The organism is uncultured Veillonella sp. (assembly GCF_963551295.1).
Taxonomy (GTDB): Bacteria; Bacillota; Negativicutes; order Veillonellales; family Veillonellaceae; genus Veillonella.
Window position 1 is genome coordinate 1 of sequence record NZ_CAUVFT010000029.1, and the last position, 19985, is coordinate 19985.

Here is a 19985-nt window from a genome sequence, read left to right on the forward strand (position 1 = left end):
CATGTATCAACCATGGTATCAAAGCTGGTATGGGTAAAGCTCAAGAAGAACAACGTAAAGCAGTTGCAGCTGGTTACTGGGATCTTTACAGATACAACCCTCAACTTAAAGAAGAAGGTAAAAATCCATTCTCCTTGGATTCCAAAGAACCAACTGAAAGCTTCCAAGACTTCCTTAAAGGTGAAGTACGTTACGCTTCCTTGGCTAAAGCAGCTCCAGACGTTGCAGAAGAATTATTCGCTAAAACTGAAAAAGACGCTAAAGAACGTCGCTTAAGCTATGTTCGCTTGCAAAAAGGTTTTGAAGACGTAAAATAATTCGTTATTTAACGACTGAGAACTATATGAGGCACCCTTTCAAGGGTGCCTCTTTTGTATGTAATACTATATAGCTAAATGTGTTAATATCATATTATTTAGGTAATAACTGCTTTAAACGTAGGTAATATACTAGTAATTTGGTATAATGATAAATAACAATGTATATTTCATAAAGTTAAACATAGAGGTACATATGGCTAAGGATAATTCACAAATAGCAATGGAAGACATGCAACAAACGATATATAAAGAGTTAGGCTATAAATCCTATCCATTTCCTTTTACAACGCCGGCCTATTTAGAAGCATATGGTGCTCTTGTAGGGCTAAATACTCCACCTGCGAAGACAGCTCGTGTTCTTGAACTAGGCGCTACTTATGGCGGTAATATTATTTCTCAAGCTGTATTTAACCCAGAGGCGACCTTTGTAGGCATTGAACTTTCACAAGACCAAGTAGAGAAGGGCAATCAAATTATTTGTGATGCAAAATTAGAGAATGTATCCTTGGTGCAAGGAGATATTTTGAATTTTGACGAATCTATGGGGACTTTCGATTATATTATTGCACATGGATTCTACTCTTGGATCAATGATGAAATGAAGGATAAGCTGCTCAATATTATTTCTAATCATTTGGCGGATAATGGTATTGCCTATGTGTCTTACAATACGTATCCAGGTTGGCATACCATGGAAGAAGTACGTCAGCTCATGCTGTTTGCTACTCGTGGCCAAGATAAGTTGACCCATAAGGAAAAGGTGTTGCGCGGTAAGACCGTAGGCAGTCTTGTGGGTGCTCAGATTCTTAACTATGATAACCTTAAAGAACGAAATAGTAAATTCCTTGGTGCATTGCGCTCTGTAATGCAAAAGGATGACTATTATGTAGGTCATGACCATCTAGAGCCGCATAATGATCCGTGCTATTTCTATCAATTTAATGATCATTTGAAAGCGCATAATCTTGCTTATGTATGCGATGCGGACCTTACACTATCTATGGTTCGTACCTATGATGAAAGTATAGCAGCTAAACTTGAGCAACTGGCGCCTAATAGCCAAGCGGATCAAGAACAATACTTAGATTTTATACTAGATACGACATTCCGCAAGTCAATTATTTGTAAAGCTAGCTTTGCAAATAATATTAACTTTGCTGTTGCGAATCCGGCTGAAGTGAATACAATTCCTGTACGTACTATTGTAAATAGCTTTGTTTTCCAAATTTTCTTTGATGAGGAAGCACTGGAAATGTTTGAAAATGAGCTCGTAAGAGATACGTTCCAAGCGCTTATCAAAGATGGTGGTACGTTCAATATGATCGAGGCCCTCGCTATTTTGAAAGCGGCTCATGAGGCGGATCATGCATCTGATGATGAATTAGAACCTGCTGTATGTAGCTTGTATAAAGCTGTAGTAGAGCATATGGTACGCGGTGGTATTCGCTTCTATAAAACATTCCCTGTAAAAGAAGAGTATATGGAGGGCTTATCTTATATACCTGCCCGTTTTACAAACTTTGTAAAAGCTATTGTAAATGGTGGTAGTGAGTATATGTATGGAGCAGATATGTTTAATGATGCTATTGGTGATATTTCTGAAGAGGATTTATTATTTATGGAGTTGTTGAACAAACCAAAAGCGAAATCCACGGTAATTAAAAAGATTAAAGATGCTCTCTTTAGTGCAGATCAGTCTCAACCTACAAAGCATCAAAATGCCATGGCTGAAGCTTTTTATAATGAATTAACAACGCGTATGGAACAATTGGGCTTTATTAGAAGTAAGAAAACAGGTAGTATTTCCTAATTGATAGAGCTCGTTATTTGATTGTATTGCTATGAAGTTGTATTATATTCATTCTGATTTCATAGTTAAAATAAAAACCCGTTACACTTATAATATTTATATGTATTAAGTGTTAACGGGTTTTATTTAATATAATTAAATTTACATTTATTTTATATTTATTACTTTTAGTTATTTTATATTGCTGAAAAAGTATAGTAAATCGATAATTTTAATGAGGAAAAAATGAACCGTTCATGAAAGTATGGTATAATGTGTATGGGTATTTTGTAAATATCATCCAATGTGTTGTGGATGATTCTATAAATTGTATTAGTTGATAAAGTTGTATTAATTGTATTATTTGTAAAAGGAGTCTTTTATGGCATCTAAGAAGGCAGTTCTAGTATACATACTAGAAATCCTGAAAGACGAAACAGATGCTAATCATACGTTATCTCAAGAGGAGATTCGCAGTATATTAGCCGAACGGTACGAGGTATCCGTCGATCGGAAAACCTTAGGCCGTCATTTAAATGATTTATATGAATCTGGAGATTTTAGTATTCAATGTGAAGAGTCTGCTGTGGGAGCAGATGGCACAATTCGACGTACTGATTTCTATATGATTCATACCTTTGAAGATTCTGAATTGCGATTATTGATTGATGGTATATTGGCATCTCGCCATATTACTGCATCTCAACGTAAAGATTTAATCGGGCGTGTTGCAAAATTGGGTAGCTCCTATTTTAAGCCTCATGGTATTGATATTGAAAGTAATACGGGGTACCTTCATAGAAGCCAAGATTTATTTCTTAATATTGATCTCATAGAAGAAGCAATACAAAAGGGTAGAAAAATTTCATTGGCCTATTGCCAACCAGATGTGGATAAGCGATTACATATTAATCTTGGGCCAGATCATAAGGAACGGAAGTATGTATTTAATCCATTCCAACTAGTAATGAATCGAGGACATTATTACTTGGTAGGAAATCACGAAAGTTATGATGATATGTCTACATTACGCGTTGATCGAATTGCACATATTACGGTGCTAAATGAACGTAGAAAACCGTTACGGGAGATAAAGGGATACCAACAACAACGCACCTTTAACGTGTCACAATACGTAAAGGAACATATTTATATGTTCGGTGGTGAATCTATTACTGTTACGTTTAAAGCTAGACGTTCCATCGTAAATCAAATTTTAGATTGGTTCGATGGCAATGTAGAGTTTACAAATGTAACAGCTGATAATGTTGTATGCCGCGTACGTGTTAATCATGACGCTTTTAAATATTGGGCGCTCCAATATATGCAAAGTGTAAAGGTGCTTACTCCAGCTTCTTTAGTGACAGAAGTAAAAGCCGCAATTGAGGAAGGTTTACACCAATACTCATAAATAAAAGCTAGTTGATCGGTGAATCAACTAGCTTTTTTATGTTTTCTTATAGAATATGCATTTTTTCTGCTTCTCTATAGTCTTTTAGAACTGGACGTGGAGGTAATTTACCCATGAGGCTCACAATATAGATTGCGATAGAAGAGAGGATGAAACCCGGTACAATTTCGTATAGGCCAAGGAATCCAAATTGTTTCCAAAAGAGTACTGTCAAACCACCTACAACAATACCAGCGATGCATCCGTGACGAGTCATACGTTTCCAGAATAGGGAGAATAAGATTGCCGGGCCGAAGGCCGCGCCGAAACCTGCCCATGCATAGGCTACCATTGTTAAGATATAGCTGTCTGGATCCATAGCCATATAGATGGCAACCAATGCCACTAAAAGCACTACGATACGACTTACTAATACAAGCTCTTTATCGCTTGCTTTTGGATGGATGATATTAGCATAGAAGTCGTTAGAAATAGCAGAAGCTGTTACTAACAACTGCGCTGAAGCGGTACTCATGATGGCTGCCAATACGGCGGACCAGATAAGCCCAGCTACAAATGGAGTAAAGAGGCGTTCTGTCATGATGAGGAATATTGTTTCCGCATCAGTGCCTACTAACTTATCTGGCAGCATGTAAACATGACCGATGAGACCTACAGCAATAGCTGCCATAAGGGATAAGATAACCCATACCATGGCGATGTTCGTAGATTTCTTAAGTTCTTTCGCATCAGAGATAGCCATGAATCTAACTAGGATGTGAGGTTGACCAAAGTAGCCAAGACCCCAACCAAGAGAAGAAATTAGGCCGATAGCCCAAGTAAACCAATCAGATGGATTACCAAACAAGCTAAGTCCTTGTGGAAACTCATGTTGGATGAGTTGGAATGTTTCAATAGGGCCACCCATGTACATGGCTGCTGTAATTGGTACTGCCAAGATGGCAAAGAACATCAATGCGCCTTGAATACAGTCTGTCCAAGATACGGCAAGGAATCCGCCAAGGAAGGTATAAAATACGACGATGCCAGCGGTGATAAAGAGGGATACGGTGTAATCAAGACCAAAGATGGTATTGAACAATTTGCCCCCTGCCACGAATCCTGATGATGTATAAATCAAGAAGAAAATTAAGATAAATAAGGCGGAAATGACAGCTACTGAATGCGATTGATCGTGGAAACGATTCTTCAAATAATCCGGTAATGTTAAGCTATCACTGGCTACCTCAGTATGGTTACGTAAGCGTCTAGAAACGAATTTCCAGTTCGCCCATGTACCTAATGTGAGGCCTACGGCAATCCATACACCAGAAATCCCTGTAGTATACGCTAGACCAGGCACACCCATGAGCATCCAACCACTCATATCTGATGCTTCTGCACTGAGTGCTGTGATCCATGGTCCTAGTTGTCGGCCACCGAGGATATAATCACCAATGCTGTTTGATTTGCGATAGTAGTAGACACCGATATACATCATGAGTCCTAGGTATAAGGCAAAGGCGATAATAATCATTAAGTTGTCTTGTGTCATGCCTATATAAGACCTCCTTAGGTTCTAGTTATATTCTATAGTATAGTAAATAATTTTTATTGTACCACATATTAGTACTTTAGAGGGTAAAAAATTGGTGATATCAACAAGATTCCTATACCAATTTAGCCCATATACTTTAGAGATACGCATTAGATTGTTACTTATGAAATCATATACTAATGAGTCCCATACCGAACGAAATATGATAAAATAAAAGAATGAAAAAACGATATTCGTATTGGGTGTACGAAATATCCTTTAGTAGTAATCGTAATCACTGTATAGTATTTATATTTCTGGAACGCGAAAGGAGAGCCCTATGGAACAACAGGTAGGCACTGAGCATGGAGTACCTAAACCGCATCAAGTTGTGACGAAACAACAAGCGTTGCGCATGTTGGAGACCTACTTTGGGTATACCTCCTTTAGACCGGCTCAAGAGGCTCCTATTGCATCCTTGTTGCGGAATGAAGATGTAATTGGCATTATGCCGACAGGGGCTGGAAAGTCTATCTGTTTCCAGATACCTGCGCTCTGTAAGGCGGGATTGACTATCGTGTTTTCTCCGCTTATTTCTCTTATGAAAGATCAAGTGGATGGTCTCTTAGTGCAGAATATACCAGCGGCACTTATCAATAGTACACTTACACAATCTGAGTTTAATAAAACCATGTACGAAGTACGCAGTGGTAAGATTAAACTTTTATATATTGCACCAGAGCGGTTGAGCTCTAATTTTTTCTGTAATGTACTGCGAGCGTTACCGATTGCTCAAGTTATCGTGGATGAGGCTCACTGTATCTCTGAGTGGGGGCATGATTTTAGACCGTCTTATCGCCTTATCGGTGAGTGGCTCAATTCATTGCCAAAGAGACCTATCGTGGGGGCTTTCACGGCAACGGCGACGAAATATGTAGAAAATGATATAAAAAAGTTATTAGGCTTAGATAAGGCTAATGTATACGTGACGGGTTTTGATCGGCCTAATTTGTCCTTCTCTGTTATCCGCATACCAAAGCGGATGGATTACGTTGTCCATTATGTGCGTCAGCACGCCAATGAAAATGGTATTATCTACTGTGCAACACGTAAGGATGTAGATCGTGTGTATGAAAATTTAACCCGTGCGGGCATTAAAGCGGGTCATTATCACGGAGGACTCAACGACGAGGTGCGCCGTGAAATGCAGAATGCCTACGCAGATGATAAATTACAGGTTATGGTGGCGACGAATGCCTTTGGTATGGGCATTGATAAAAGCAATGTACGCTATGTGCTACATTATCAAATGCCGCGTAATATGGAGTCCTATTATCAGGAGGCAGGGCGAGCCGGCCGTGATGGGGCACCTGCTGAATGTATTTTGCTTTATAGTGGGCAGGATGTACAAGTTCATAAGTATTTGATTGAACAGTCCATCGAAACGCCTGAGCGACAAAATGTGGAGTTACGTAAATTGCAGTCCATGATTGATTACTGTTTCTGTAGTAATTGCTTGCGTAAATATATGCTTAATTACTTTGGTGAAAGCACCGTTTGGACTACTTGTGATAATTGTAGCTCTTGTAAGGGCTCTGCTGATAAGGTCAATGTTACGAAAGAAGCAAAGGCTATTTTTCGTGCTATTATGGGCACCGATGGGCGATATGGAGCATCCATGATAACCTCTATCGTCCGCGGGGAGCGAACGGATCGCATTATGCGTGCTGGCCATGATGCATTGCCTGTCTTTGGCTTACTGAGCAATGTAGATGAAAAATCTATTAAAGGACTTATCCAACAGTTTGTAGCATCTGGCTACTTGCGCAGTTCGACGGGAAAATATCCTGTGTTATCCTTAACGGCTGGTGCCGAGGAAGTGTTAGCAGGTCGTAAAGAGGTAGAGGAAATTAGACAACATGTGTCTGTGCCTTCTCGTACTAGTAAGTCTGTTACCTCAGTGGCACGAGGAAAATCTAGTTCTACATCGGGCGGTTTATTTGAACATTTACGTCAACATCGTAAGCACTTGGCAGAAGAAGCGGACCTTAGACCATATCTTATCTTCCCTGATACAGTACTCATAGATTTGGCAAATTTACGACCTACTACATTAGGTGAGTTTGGCAATGTTAAAGGCGTAGGGGAAGCAAAATTGAAAAAATATGGTCTTACCTTTTTACAGGCCATTGCAGAATATAAGGGATAATAAATTTTACTGTATATATGGTAGTGCTATATATTTTTTAGTATGATAGTACTATATATTTTAGTAAGATTAGCAAGATATACGTTAGTATTTTTTGCTTATTATAAATAGATTTAGGGGGATATATGAGCTTAGCAGATACACAATACCTCGGTATTATTGAAAATATTTTAGATCATGGCATTTATGGTCAAAACCGTACAGGAATTGCAACGTACAAATTGCCTCAACAAATCATGCAATTTGACTTGCAAGAGGAATTTCCAATTTTAACCACTAAATTTGTAGCTTTCAAAACAGCCGTAAAAGAATTATTGTGGATTTGGCAAATGCAGTCCAATGACGTACGCAAATTACAAGAAATGAATGTGCATGTGTGGGATGAATGGATGCGTGAAGATGGAACTATCGGTAAAGCATACGGCTACCAAATTGCGAAGTACAAACAACTAGATAAGCTTATCAAAACAATCAAAGAAGATCCTAATAGCCGTCGAATGATTGTAACCCTTTGGAATATTGAAGATTTAGATGATATGGCGTTACAACCATGTGCGTATGAAACCTTATGGGATGTAGGGGATGGTTACTTAAACTGCATGCTCATACAACGCAGTGGCGATATGGGGCTTGGCGTTCCGTTTAACACAGCTCAATATGCGGCATTACAATGTATGATTGCTCAAGTAACCGGTCTAAAACCTGGTAAATTTACACATGTCATCAACAATGCCCATATCTATGAAAATCACGTAGATGCGTTGCGTGAGCAATTAGCACGTCGCGATCAAGCATTGCCTGCGCCAAAAATTATCGTGAATCCTGAGGTAAAAGACTTCTATGACTTCACACCAGAGGACGTTACTTTAGATGGTTATGAGCATCTTGGTAAATTATCCATGACTGTTGCCGTATAGTATTAACCGAAAGAGGGCAGTATGTTAGCATTAATCGTAGCCGTAGCACATAATCGTGTAATCGGTAAAGATAATACCTTGATTTGGCATTTGCCAAATGATTTGAAATTCTTTAAGGAAAAAACAACAGGCCATGTTATCATCATGGGCCGTAAGACCTTTGAAAGCTTACCGTTCTTGTTGCCAAATCGTGAGCATTGGGTAATTACTCGTGATAAAGGCTTTGATGTGCCAGAAGGTGTTAGAGTTTTCCATAGCCCTGAGGCGGCTGCTGAAGCAGCACGTGCTCTTGATGCGGCCTACGTTATTGGTGGCGCTCAAGTATACGAGGCTTTTCTACCTTACGTAGATACTATGTATATCACTGAAGTAGATCACGAATTTGACGGGGATGCGTTTTTCCCTGAGTTCTCTAAGGAGGCTTTCACCATTGAATCCGTACTAGATGGCGCGGTGGATGAAAAGAACAAATATCCTCATCGTTTTGTAACCTATCGCAGAAAGGCAGCTAAATGAGTGAAAGAATGTTTGCCATCATCGGCAGTGAATTAAATGTTAAGCCAAAGCAGGTGCAAGCTGCGGTAGAATTATTGGACGAAGGCAATACGGTACCATTTATTGCTCGGTATCGTAAAGAAGTAACGGGCGAATTGCAAGATGAGCAATTGCGCACCATTGAAGAACGCATTAAATATCTGCGCAACTTGGAAACCCGTCGCCAAGAAATCATTGCCTCTATTACAGAGCAAGAAAAGATGACCGACGAGTTGATGAAGTCTTTAGAGGCGGCAACAAAGCTTCAAGAATTAGAGGATTTCTATTTACCATACCGTCCTAAGAAACGTACGCGCGCCATGATTGCTCGAGAACGGGGATTAGAGCCGTTGGCTGATATGATTATCAATGATACAGTTACCTCTGGGGAGCCGTTAGAGATCGCAAAAGAATACGTAACAGAAGAGGTCCCTACGCCAGAGGATGCGATTCAAGGTGCTTCTGATATCGTAGCGGAAATCGTCAGCGATAGTGCAGACTTCCGGGCCTACTTGCGTAGAAAGATGTGGAACGAAGGCTTTATTCAAGCTGAGTTGACTGGTGATGAAGAGGTACAACAACAGTTCTTGCAATACGCAGAATATGCTGAACCGGTTCGTCAAATGCCGTCTCACCGTATCTTGGCGGTAAATCGCGGTGAAAAATTAGGTGCTTTGAAATTAGCTCTTACTGTACCAGGTGATACTTATGTTGCTTACATGGTGCAAAAGTTAGAGAAAAATCCAAAATCCATCTTCGCAGAGTACAAAGCGGCTGCTGTAGCCGATGCGTACAAACGTCTTATTTTCCCAGCTTTAGAGCGTGAAATTCGCAATGAGTTAACGGAAAATGCCGATGAGCAAGCTATCAAGGTGTTTGGTGTAAATCTTAAAAATCTATTGTTACAACCGCCATTGGCAGGGCATGTTATCATGGGCCTCGACCCAGGGTACCGCACCGGTTGTAAGATGGCGATTATCGATCAACAAGGCAATGTGCTCGATTACGGTGCTTACTACTTAACGAATAGTGAAAAGCTTCGCAAGGAAGCTCAAAAGGTATTGGCTGATAAAATCCGTAAGTTTAAGGTTACTCTTTTATCCATTGGTAATGGTACTGCATCCTACGAAACAGAGCAATTTGCTTCGACTATGATTGAAGAGGAAAAATTAGATTGTCACTATATCATCACTAATGAAGCGGGCGCATCTGTGTACTCAGCATCTAAATTAGCTATCGATGAGTTACCAGATTTAGACGTTACCATTCGCGGTGCCGTATCTATTGCACGCCGTGTACAAGATCCATTGGCTGAATCTGTTAAAATCGATCCTAAATCTATCGGCGTAGGTCAATATCAACATGACGTAAACCAAAAACAATTGACTCATACCTTAGACCAAGTAGTTGAAACGGTAGTAAACCACGTTGGGGTAGAGCTGAATACGGCATCTCCAGCTATCTTGCAACATGTTGCAGGCATTTCTAGTGCTGTGGCTAAGAATATTGTTGCATACCGTCAAGAAAATGGTGTGTTTAAAAGCCGTAAGGAATTGTTGAAAGTGCCTCGTTTAGGCCCTGCAGCCTTTACACAATGTGCTGGTTTCTTGCGCTTACAACACGGTAAAAATCCACTGGATAATACATCCGTCCATCCAGAGTCTTATGAATTGGCAGAGCGCATCATTGGTGAGTTAGGCTTTACCTTAAAAGACTTACAAGATAAATCTCAATTAGAAGCATTGCAAGTAAAATTACCTCTTGTAGATGCTGAGAAAATGGCTGCTAAACTTGATGCAGGGGTACCAACCGTGCGAGATATACTCGGTGCACTGGCAAAACCGGGACGCGATCCTCGGGAAGATTTACCGGCTCCATTGACCAGAAAACACGTAGTGAGCCTTGAAGATATCAAGGTCGGTACCGTTGTAAAAGGTACTGTTCATAACGTAGTTGATTTCGGAGCTTTTGTAGACTTTGGGCTTAAAACGAATGGTCTATTACATCGCAGCGAGCTTTGCAATAGCCGTCAACATCCATCTGATGTGCTTGCTGTAGGTGATATTATCGAAGCTCAGATCATTTCTGTTGATGTAAAACGCAATCGTATCGGTTTATCTGTAAAAGCATTGCAACCGGAAAAGTCGAAGAATAACGATAATAACCATAATAGAAATAACAACGGTCAGCGTCGAAATAATGATAACCGAAATAACAACCGTAATAATGGCGGACGTCAAAATGATAATCACAATAATGGCTCTCGTAATAATGGGAATCGTCGAAACTGATAATTTCTTAGAAGGCTAGTTAATCTATATTAATAGATTTTAAATGAAACTCATTCTTGACTAAAAGTCATTATACGAAAAACCGCACCCTCTATGGTTTTAGAGGGTGCGGTTTTTCTATATAACTAAAATCTATGCATATTAATGCAGAACAGATATATCGAAAATGGTATATCTAATTGAAAATTTTAGATATAAGGAGTATGATGTAATCACAGAGGGGAAATTCCTAAATCATATTCCTAAAGAGGAGGTAATGCAATGAGCTTGAACCTTAAAGAAAGATATGGACTTTTAATTAATAATGAATGGGTAAAGGCATCTGACGGTGCTGAATTCAATGTATATAACCCTGCTAATGGCGAACAACTCGCTATCTGTGCAGAGGCTACATATGGCGATGTTGATAAAGCTGTAGAGGCTGCAACAGAAGCTTTCAAAACGTGGAAAAACGTTTCTCAAGTAGAACGTGCTGATTATTTATTGAAAATTGCGGATGCTATCGATGCTCACAAAGAACATTTGGCACAAGTTGAAACATACGACAATGGTAAGCCAATCCGTGAAACATTGAACGTGGATATTCCACTTGGGGCGGACCATTTCCGTTACTTTGCAGGCGTGCTTCGTTCCGAAGAAGGCTCTGCACAAGTATTTGACGAAAATACATTGAGCCTTATCGTTCGTGAACCAATTGGGGTTGTAGGCCAGGTAGTACCTTGGAACTTCCCATTCCTAATGGCCGCTTGGAAATTGGCGCCAGCTCTTGCAGCAGGTTGTACAGTTGTAATCAAACCTTCTAGCCATACATCTCTTAGCCTTTTGGAACTAGGCAACATTTTGAAAGAAATCTTGCCTCCAGGCGTTGTAAATATCGTAACAGGTAAAGGTTCTAAATCCGGTCAATATATCCTTGATCATCCAGGCTTCAGCAAGTTAGCTTTCACAGGCTCTACAGAGGTAGGTCTAGATGTATATAAAGCAGCATCTGAACGCTTGATTCCTGCCACATTGGAATTAGGTGGTAAATCTGCGAATATCTTCTTTGAAGATGCGAACTGGAAACAAGCTCTTGACGGGGCAATGCTCGGTATTCTTTTTAACCAAGGTCAAGTATGCTGCGCTGGTTCCCGTATCTTCGTACAAGATACAATTTACGATAAATTCGTAGCTGAACTTGCTGCACTATTCGATAAGGTGAAAGTTGGTTTGCCTTGGGATTCATCTACTCAACTTGGCTCCTTGATTTACGAAGACCAAGTTAATAAAGTATTGAGTTATGTAGACCTTGCAAAAGAAGAAGGAGCTCGCATTGTAGCCGGTGGTGTACGTGTTACTGATGGCGAACTTGGTAAAGGTTGCTTTGTAAGACCTACACTTATCGCAGATGCTACAAATGATATGCGCGTAGCTCGCGAAGAAATCTTCGGTCCTGTAGCTGTTGTCATCAAATTCCACAGCGAAGAAGAAGTTATCGAACAAGCAAATGATAGCTTATACGGCCTTGGGGGTGGCGTATTCACTCAAAACATCAATCGTGCTATCCGCGTAGCTCGCGGTATCGAAACAGGTCGTATGTGGGTAAATACATATAACTCTATCCCAGCTGGCGCACCATTCGGTGGTTACAAACAATCCGGTATCGGTCGTGAAACACACAAAGTTATCCTTGAGCATTACACTCAAATGAAAAATATCATCGTAAACTTGAGCGATAAACCATCTGGTTTTTATGACTTAGATTAATAAAACATAACTCTCTTCAATAAACTATATAAAAAAAGGTACCTCGAAAGAGGTACCTTTTTTGCGCTTAATATAGTGGATTGGTATCTTATAAGTATGGAGATACTGTATGTTATAATTAGGGACATCTAAGAGTGTATTATAAATGAGATTGGTGAAAAATGAGCAAACTTGAAATGTTAGGATATATTTTTGTTTTTGTATCTGTGACATTATCTATGGGGTTATATAAACTTAAGATTCGTAAATGTCCAATTGATAAAAAACATGAATATATAAAAAACATAGAATTTTTGGTAGCCTAACAAAGTATTTATCTATAATTTCTATTATAAGTTTAGTGGCATTAAATCTTAAATTTTTAATAGATAAAGATTATCAATTTATAGTGAACTATGGAAGTATTTGATTGTTTTTTTTACAATGCTTACAGGGGATTGGGAGAAGCGAGAAAGTGTATATTTTAAACGGAGTCTTATTGCTATATTTTCTGTGTTATTTGGTATAATCGTGCTTGTGTATGCATTTAGGGATGTATTATTTTAAATAGACAGTATATCAATTTAGGCTTTTTAATATGGTGTTGTTTTGAGTGGGGGCTTATGAATTTTAAGAGACTAATTAAATGGATTGGTTATATCATCGGCATAATAGTACTGATTTATATCCTCATATTGGGAGTGTTGATATATTTCTTGGTAGGTGGTGACTTTAAAAATAGTTTGATCTATTTAAGTGAATTTCAGGAGAGTGGATTATATTATGGCAATGAAAACCGTAAAATTGCTAATAATGTAGTTGCTGTTCATGAGGTAGATAATAAACTTTATTACATAACTTTAGACGGTATTGGTATTTTTGATGAAAATGTAAGTTTGTTAGATGCTTGGAATAAAGATATTAATAAATATAACACTTTCATTCCTCGGATAGATGCTAAAGAAACACACTTTAATGTGAGCCTTGATGAGTTATATCCTAATATTTCTAGTCTTGATGAAAGTGATAGAGATATATGGCATGAGATCTTTTTTGATGGTGAGAAACGATATACTGGGTTGCACGCTGGACATCCTATAAAGCTACCTTTCTATGTATCCTATAGAAAGGAAAATTCGATTAAGCATAATGATATAGTAGATCTTTCTACAGGAACTATTATTGGTAAGTATGGTAGTGAGCATATTTATAGAAACAATGCTTATTTTAATTTTGAATTTGGGAAATTGACTAAAATTGATTTCTCTCAGAAAGCTATATATAGCTATTATTCCAACAATCTTGATATAAATCGGTTTAGTAAGAATAATTCAGGTGATGAGAGCAATGAATCTTTTGCACGAAATGAGTTAGATAAAGTGAGAACGAAAGATTTAGAGGTGTTACCTAAGTTACTGAATCAACGATTCATAGTGTTTAATTCCTTTAATGAGTTTTCTGATTTTGATAAAGATACTTTTGAAGCATTAGCTGTCTATGCAATTAAAAATCGGAAGGCGCTACAATTAGGGCCATTAGAAAATCAAACCCTAAGGCAATACTTAAGTAAATAGAATAAATGCATAGTGAAGAATTTTGGTACTAGATAAAAATAATGTGTAGAAATTTTTATCCATTGAGTATGGTTTATGGGAGGAGCATTTTTTATGGATCAGTTTCAAATAAGTAAAATGTTAAATATGAATAATTTGCAAGACATTTTGAGTTCTGGCAAAGTTAATGCGAATGAAGGCGAACAGATATATAAATTTTTGTTAATAAATGATTATTATATATCTAGTGAGTATGAAGTAGTAAATACTCTCTTTAAAGTTATGGTTCTAAATAACTTGTGGGATGCTCAAATTGCGTTGCGATATTTTGAGTACTTAAATTATGAAGGTTGGGAATATGAATGTTTAATAGTAAGAGGCATACTTTTAGAAAATAATCTAAGTTTGGCAGGTGAATTCTGTTTAGAAACCAAATTAGTTCAAAATGGTCTTAGTTACTTTAGAGATAATGCTATTTGGAGAGGTATTGATTATGATAATGAGCATATTCCGATATCTCCTGCAGAGTGGGGAATTAGTTATGATTATAAGAAGAAAAAGTTTTATGAAAAAAGTAGCTAGAATCTTGAATTGCAATAAGTAATGCGACAAAATTAAATCAATTTTCTAATCTCATGTTTAAACATGTCAAATGGTGTTTTAAACTCAAGGCATTTCCTAGGTCGATTATTAATCAACATTAGTGCTTCTGTTAGTTTATCTAGTGTTACTTTAGCTAAATCGGTTTTCTTAGGAATAAATTCTCGAAGTAAATCATTACTATTTTCATTAGAGCCACGTTGCCATGCTGCATAGGCATCGCCAAAATACATTGGTATTCCAAACTCGTTTTCAACCTGTTCATAGCAAGCAAATCCCTTACCACGGTCCACCGTAAAGGTTTTAAGTAATTTGCTGGTTAATGTATTGTACAGGGAACTAATAGCTAAAAACATAGAATCTTTAGATCGATCATTCATTTTTATGGCCACATAGAATCGTGTTTTACGTTCAACAAATGTAGCTAAACAGCCTTTGCTTTGACCTCTGGAAGAAACCATTGTATCTAGTTCCCAATGACCAAAAACCTCACGGTTTTCAACTTCTTGAGGTCGTTCTTTAATGGTCCTTTTACCATTGAAGCGTCCACGGTTTTCTTGTGTACCGGGCTTTTTGCCTTTCCGGCGAAGTACTTTTTCTGTTACAGCAAGAAAACCACGATGGAGCCAAGAATATATTGTCTTAAAGCTTAGAACTCCAACTAATTCAGCACCTACTATTTCTTCTGGAGACCAAGTTTGTTGTAAACTGGATTCAATTAAAGCCGCTAGTTGAGGTGTTAACTTTATTGGTCTGCCTTTATTAGCAGACTTACTAATTGCTAACTGCTGTGCTTTAATCGTAGAATATTCACCTTCAACGCGATTTAATTCTCTGGCTACAGTAGAATGGTGGACACCGATTAAACTAGCGATTCTACGAACAGAGTATCTTTCTTTTCTTAAAACTTCTATTTGACTTCGTTTTTCTATGGTAAGATGTATATAGCTCATATTAGAGACCTCCGTGTCATGTATTTGCGGTTATTTACATTTTACACGAGATCTCCAATATGAGTCTTTTTATTTGTCGCAATACATTTTACAATTCATCAAATCAAATAATTATTCTATTGGTATTTCGGGGAATCCAACATTGTATAATATTGAAAATGCATCTACAGAGGAAAAATAAAAAGAAGGTGTGGTTGAATTTGTTAACGACTTATTTTCTAGAAATAAAAAATGATTAAAGGACAGTATAAACCATGATTCATTTAGATTATCTATTAATTATAGGGATATTGCTTAGTGTTTTACTCTTTCTTTTTGTTGGAGTATTTTATTATAGTGAATCTAAACTTTTAAAGGGATTAAATATTTGGTTTTTAATAATACTTAGCGTTTTGTTAAGTTATTTATTATATCCCTTATATGAACTGACGGATTATAGAGAAGAATTTACTTCTATAGTTATCATCTCTGCGATAATTATTAAAATAATTATCAATTTATCTATATTTATGATTGCTGATAAAATAAGAACGAAATGGATTTCTAGATTACTATTAATTATATGGGTTGTTCTTGTTGAATGCTTCTATAGTCCTATTAATTTATCCTATATTGTTTTGCTATGTGTATCAGGTGGAATCGTTTTAATGGAACGTTTTTTGACGAGAAGAAAACAGATTTAGTTTAGATTCAAAATAACTCTTATAGCGCTCATTTTCGAAATATGATATACTATTTAAATACGCATAGTTCGTGCGCAATAGGAGGAAACACATTTAGATGTTAGAAAAATTTGAACAATTAATGATTAGCGAACCTGTTCTAAGAGCGTTAAACGATATGGGCTTTGAAGAGCCTACGCCAATTCAACAGGAAGCTATCCCGGTAGCCATGAGCGGTAAGGACATGATCGGTCAGGCTCAAACAGGCACCGGCAAGACAGCCGCATTCGGCTTACCTGTATTGGAACGCGTAGACGGGAACGAGCGTCACGTTCAAGTAGTGATTTTATCCCCTACACGAGAATTAGCTATTCAAGTAGCTGAAGAGCTTAACAAAATGGCTCAGTACACGAATATCACGGCTTTGCCAATCTACGGCGGTCAAGATATTAATCGTCAGTTTCGTGCATTGAAAAAGAATCCTCAAATCATCGTTGCCACACCGGGCCGATTGATGGACCATATGGATCGCGGTTCTATCCACTTTGACCATGTGAAAGTTGTCGTATTGGACGAAGCCGATGAAATGTTAAACATGGGCTTTGTTGATGATATCAATAAAATTTTAGGGGCAATTCCGGAAGACCATCAAACATTGTTGTTCTCTGCAACTATGCCTAAGGCTATCCAACAATTAGCTGAAACATATTTGACAGAGCCAACATTGATTCGCATGAAACCGACTCAAGTTACGATGGACTTAATTGAACAATACTATATCGAAGTGCAAGACCGTCAAAAATTCGATGTTCTTTGCCGCTTGTTTGATATTCAAACACCTGAACTTGCTATTATCTTCACACGTACGAAACGCCGTGTTGATGAAGTAACAGAAGGTCTTAAGAAACGTGGTTATATGGCGGAAGGCATCCATGGCGATTTGTCTCAACAAAAACGGGACAGCGTAATTCGCCAATTCCGCGAAGGTACCATCGATATTCTCGTAGCTACAGATGTGGCAGCTCGTGGTCTTGATATTTCTGGTGTATCTCATGTATATAACTACGATATGCCTCAAGATCCTGAAAGCTACACGCACCGCGTAGGTCGTACAGGTCGTGCTGGTAAAGCAGGTCAAGCTTTCACGTTTGTTATCCCTCGTGAAATGGAGCATTTACATGCTATCGAGCGTTTAACAAAACGTAAAATTGCACGTCGTCGTGCACCTTCATTAGGTGAAGTTCTTGAAGGTCAACAACGTTTGGCAATTGAAAGCCTCGTTGAAATGACAGATAATCTAGAAGCATTGGCGCCATTTAAAACTAGTGCTGAGGAATTGTTGAATGATACAGACTCCGTAACACTGTTGGCGGCAGCTCTTAAATTGTTAACAAAAGAACCAGATACTACTCCTGTAAATATTACAGAAGAAAAACCATTGCGCGTACGTCGTCGTCGTGAAAGTGGTCGTAGTGATCGCCGCCGTCGTGATGGTGATCGTCGTAGAGATGGTGACCGTCGTCGCAGTCGCGATGATCGTAGAAGTGATCGTCGTAATGACCGTAAAGGTGACCGCCGCAGAGATGATCGCAAATCTGATCGTCCACGTGGTGAGAAAAAAACTCGTCATCAAGGTGAAGGTTTTAAACCTTACTTTAAAGACTAATAGGATGTGGATTGCTTTTAGCAATCCACATTTTTTATTACTTAATAGTTAATACTATTTATCTTGATAAGTATTGAGAATTTTGGTATAATAAATAATAATTATTTCTTGTAAACGGTCGATAATGGCCTATGCCTAATAGATTTCCAAGTGGAGAAAGGTAGATTATTATGGATATCGCACAAATTTTGCGTAGCCAGGGGTTTAAAGTAACCCCACAGCGTATTGCGATTTATGATGCTTTGCGTGGTCATCATGATCATCCAACCGCTGAAATGTTGTATCATACGTTGCGCCCAGAACATCCAAGCATGAGCTTGGCTACAGTGTACAAGACGATGGAGATTTTTGAAAAAATCGGTCTTGTTAAAATTCTAGAAGTTGGTGATGAGCGCGCTCATTACGATTGGGATACACAAGCTCATTCCCATATCCGTTGCATCCGTTGTAATAAGGTAGAGGATATGATGGGCATTGATTTGAAAGCTATCAAAACGATTGCTGATCAAGGTAGCGAATATCAAATTACAGGTCAACATATTACCTTCGAAGGTGTTTGCCCTGAGTGCGCAAAAAAAGAAAGTCATTAATAGATAACCCCTGTTGTTGAAGGGCTCCTTCACGGCAGGGGTTATATTAGTTATTGTATATCTTGTATCTTATATCTTATATCTATTAGTGTTATAGAATAGCTATAAATAGATATAAGCATAATACAATAGATATTAGAGTGAAGCATTTTCTAATTATAAAATTGTAGAAATCGTATGATCATATATAAAGGAGTATTATGTTTGTAATAGGCAGTCACTTATCAATTAGCAAAGGTTATTTACATATGGGCAAGGAAGCTACTAAAATTGGAGGCAATACCTTCCAATACTTTACTCGCAACCCTCGCGGTGGTAGCATGCGAGCTCTCGATGTTGAGGATATGAATAACCTTAGCGCATATATGAAAGAACACAACTTTGGCACTTTGTTAGCACATGCACCGTATACCTATAACCCATGTGCCGCCAAAGAGGATTTACGCGCTTTTGCGAAGCAATCTATGATGGAAGATTTAGAGCGTATGGAGTATTTGCCAGGTCAAATGTATAACTTTCACCCAGGTAGCCATGTGAAGCAAGGCGTAGATCAAGGCATCGAATATATTGTGGAGTGCTTGAATGAAATCTTATTTCCAGGTATGAAGACAACAGTCCTTTTGGAAGTAATGGCTGGTAAAGGTACAGAAATTGGTTCCCGTTTTGAAGAAATTGCGCGCATTATTGATGGTGTAAAGCTAAAAGAGTACATGGGTGTGTGCGTTGATACTTGCCATATTCATGAAGGTGGTTATGATATCGTGCATAATCTTGATGGCGTTATTGACGAATTCGATCGAATTGTAGGTCTTGATCGTTTGAAAGCCATTCATTTAAATGACTCTAAAAATCCTATAGGTGCCCATAAAGATCGTCATGAAAAGATTGGGGAAGGACATATTGGTATCGATGCTATTGCTCGCGTTGTAACACATCCTAAATTGACGAACCTGCCATTCTACTTGGAAACGCCAAATGAATTAGAAGGATACGCAAAAGAAATTGCTATGTTGCGATCTATCGTAGAGAATAAATAATTAAATCACAGATGTTAATTTAGTTATATAATAAATATGTAGAATACTTGATGCTATACTAGTTATTGCAAACACATTAAGTTATTAAAACTATTGAAACTATCAAAACTATTAAATCTATTTAAACTATATAACGTTATTAAACTTCCATAAAGTTATGGGACTAAGCATTTGTTTTTGCATTTAAATAGATACATTGTGTAAGGTGTAGG

The 19985-nt window shown here is 38.1% G+C and carries 14 protein-coding genes and 1 pseudogene; 13 read left to right on the forward strand and 2 right to left on the reverse strand.

Annotated elements, in window-relative coordinates; translation table 11 throughout:
• The 3 genes and pseudogenes from RYO55_RS07915 to RYO55_RS07925 all read left to right on the forward strand — a co-directional run.
• Positions 1 to 317 (forward strand): annotated as a pseudogene (locus tag RYO55_RS07915) (pyruvate synthase); the annotation flags it as partial.
• A 196-nt stretch (positions 318 to 513) separates the two neighbouring features.
• Positions 514 to 2130, forward strand: a complete 1617-nt coding sequence (locus tag RYO55_RS07920) for a class I SAM-dependent methyltransferase (protein ID WP_314984944.1) — start codon at positions 514 to 516, stop codon at positions 2128 to 2130.
• A 361-nt stretch (positions 2131 to 2491) separates the two neighbouring features.
• Positions 2492 to 3520, forward strand: coding sequence for a WYL domain-containing protein (locus RYO55_RS07925; RefSeq protein ID WP_314984946.1), 1029 nt, complete (start codon positions 2492 to 2494; stop codon positions 3518 to 3520).
• A 46-nt stretch (positions 3521 to 3566) separates the two neighbouring features.
• On the opposite strand, the gene putP is transcribed toward RYO55_RS07925, so the two are convergent.
• Positions 3567 to 5054, reverse strand: a complete 1488-nt coding sequence (gene putP, locus RYO55_RS07930; protein ID WP_314984948.1) for a sodium/proline symporter PutP — start codon at positions 5052 to 5054, stop codon at positions 3567 to 3569.
• 322 nt (positions 5055 to 5376) lie between these two features.
• On the opposite strand from putP, the gene recQ reads away from it, so the two are divergent.
• From recQ to RYO55_RS07965, 7 genes are all read left to right on the forward strand, one after another.
• Positions 5377 to 7245 (forward strand): DNA helicase RecQ, encoded by a 1869-nt coding sequence (recQ, locus tag RYO55_RS07935; RefSeq protein WP_314984949.1) that lies wholly within the window; start codon positions 5377 to 5379, stop codon positions 7243 to 7245.
• 125 nt (positions 7246 to 7370) lie between these two features.
• On the forward strand, positions 7371 to 8162 hold the full coding sequence (locus RYO55_RS07940) for a thymidylate synthase (protein ID WP_298608239.1): 792 nt from the start codon (positions 7371 to 7373) through the stop codon (positions 8160 to 8162).
• A gap of 21 nt (positions 8163 to 8183) precedes the next feature.
• A complete protein-coding gene (locus tag RYO55_RS07945) occupies positions 8184 to 8678 on the forward strand; it encodes a dihydrofolate reductase (RefSeq protein ID WP_314984950.1) in 495 nt (164 codons plus the stop codon).
• Positions 8675 to 10987, forward strand: coding sequence for a Tex family protein (locus tag RYO55_RS07950; protein WP_314984952.1), 2313 nt, complete (start codon positions 8675 to 8677; stop codon positions 10985 to 10987). Before RYO55_RS07945 ends, RYO55_RS07950 begins: the two co-directional genes overlap by 4 nt.
• Positions 10988 to 11248: 261 nt before the next feature.
• A complete protein-coding gene (locus RYO55_RS07955; RefSeq protein ID WP_314984954.1) occupies positions 11249 to 12733 on the forward strand; it encodes an aldehyde dehydrogenase family protein in 1485 nt (494 codons plus the stop codon).
• A 602-nt stretch (positions 12734 to 13335) separates the two neighbouring features.
• A complete protein-coding gene (locus RYO55_RS07960) occupies positions 13336 to 14286 on the forward strand; it encodes a hypothetical protein (RefSeq protein ID WP_314984956.1) in 951 nt (316 codons plus the stop codon).
• Between the two features lie 93 nt (positions 14287 to 14379).
• Entirely contained in the window at positions 14380 to 14847 is a 468-nt protein-coding gene (locus RYO55_RS07965) for a hypothetical protein (RefSeq protein ID WP_314984957.1), read from the forward strand.
• A gap of 32 nt (positions 14848 to 14879) precedes the next feature.
• On the opposite strand, the gene RYO55_RS07970 is transcribed toward RYO55_RS07965, so the two are convergent.
• Positions 14880 to 15818 (reverse strand): IS30 family transposase, encoded by a 939-nt coding sequence (locus tag RYO55_RS07970; protein WP_314984959.1) that lies wholly within the window; start codon positions 15816 to 15818, stop codon positions 14880 to 14882.
• 780 nt (positions 15819 to 16598) lie between these two features.
• On the opposite strand from RYO55_RS07970, the gene RYO55_RS07975 reads away from it, so the two are divergent.
• The 3 genes from RYO55_RS07975 to RYO55_RS07985 all read left to right on the forward strand — a co-directional run bounded on the left by RYO55_RS07975 (position 16599) and on the right by RYO55_RS07985 (position 19773).
• Positions 16599 to 18146: a DEAD/DEAH box helicase gene (locus tag RYO55_RS07975; RefSeq protein WP_314984961.1), complete on the forward strand. Its 1548-nt coding sequence runs from the start codon at positions 16599 to 16601 to the stop codon at positions 18144 to 18146.
• A 170-nt stretch (positions 18147 to 18316) separates the two neighbouring features.
• Positions 18317 to 18736, forward strand: a complete 420-nt coding sequence (locus RYO55_RS07980; protein ID WP_004695325.1) for a Fur family transcriptional regulator — start codon at positions 18317 to 18319, stop codon at positions 18734 to 18736.
• 200 nt (positions 18737 to 18936) lie between these two features.
• A complete protein-coding gene (locus tag RYO55_RS07985) occupies positions 18937 to 19773 on the forward strand; it encodes a deoxyribonuclease IV (RefSeq protein ID WP_295816506.1) in 837 nt (278 codons plus the stop codon).
• Positions 19774 to 19985: the final 212 nt, after the last annotated feature.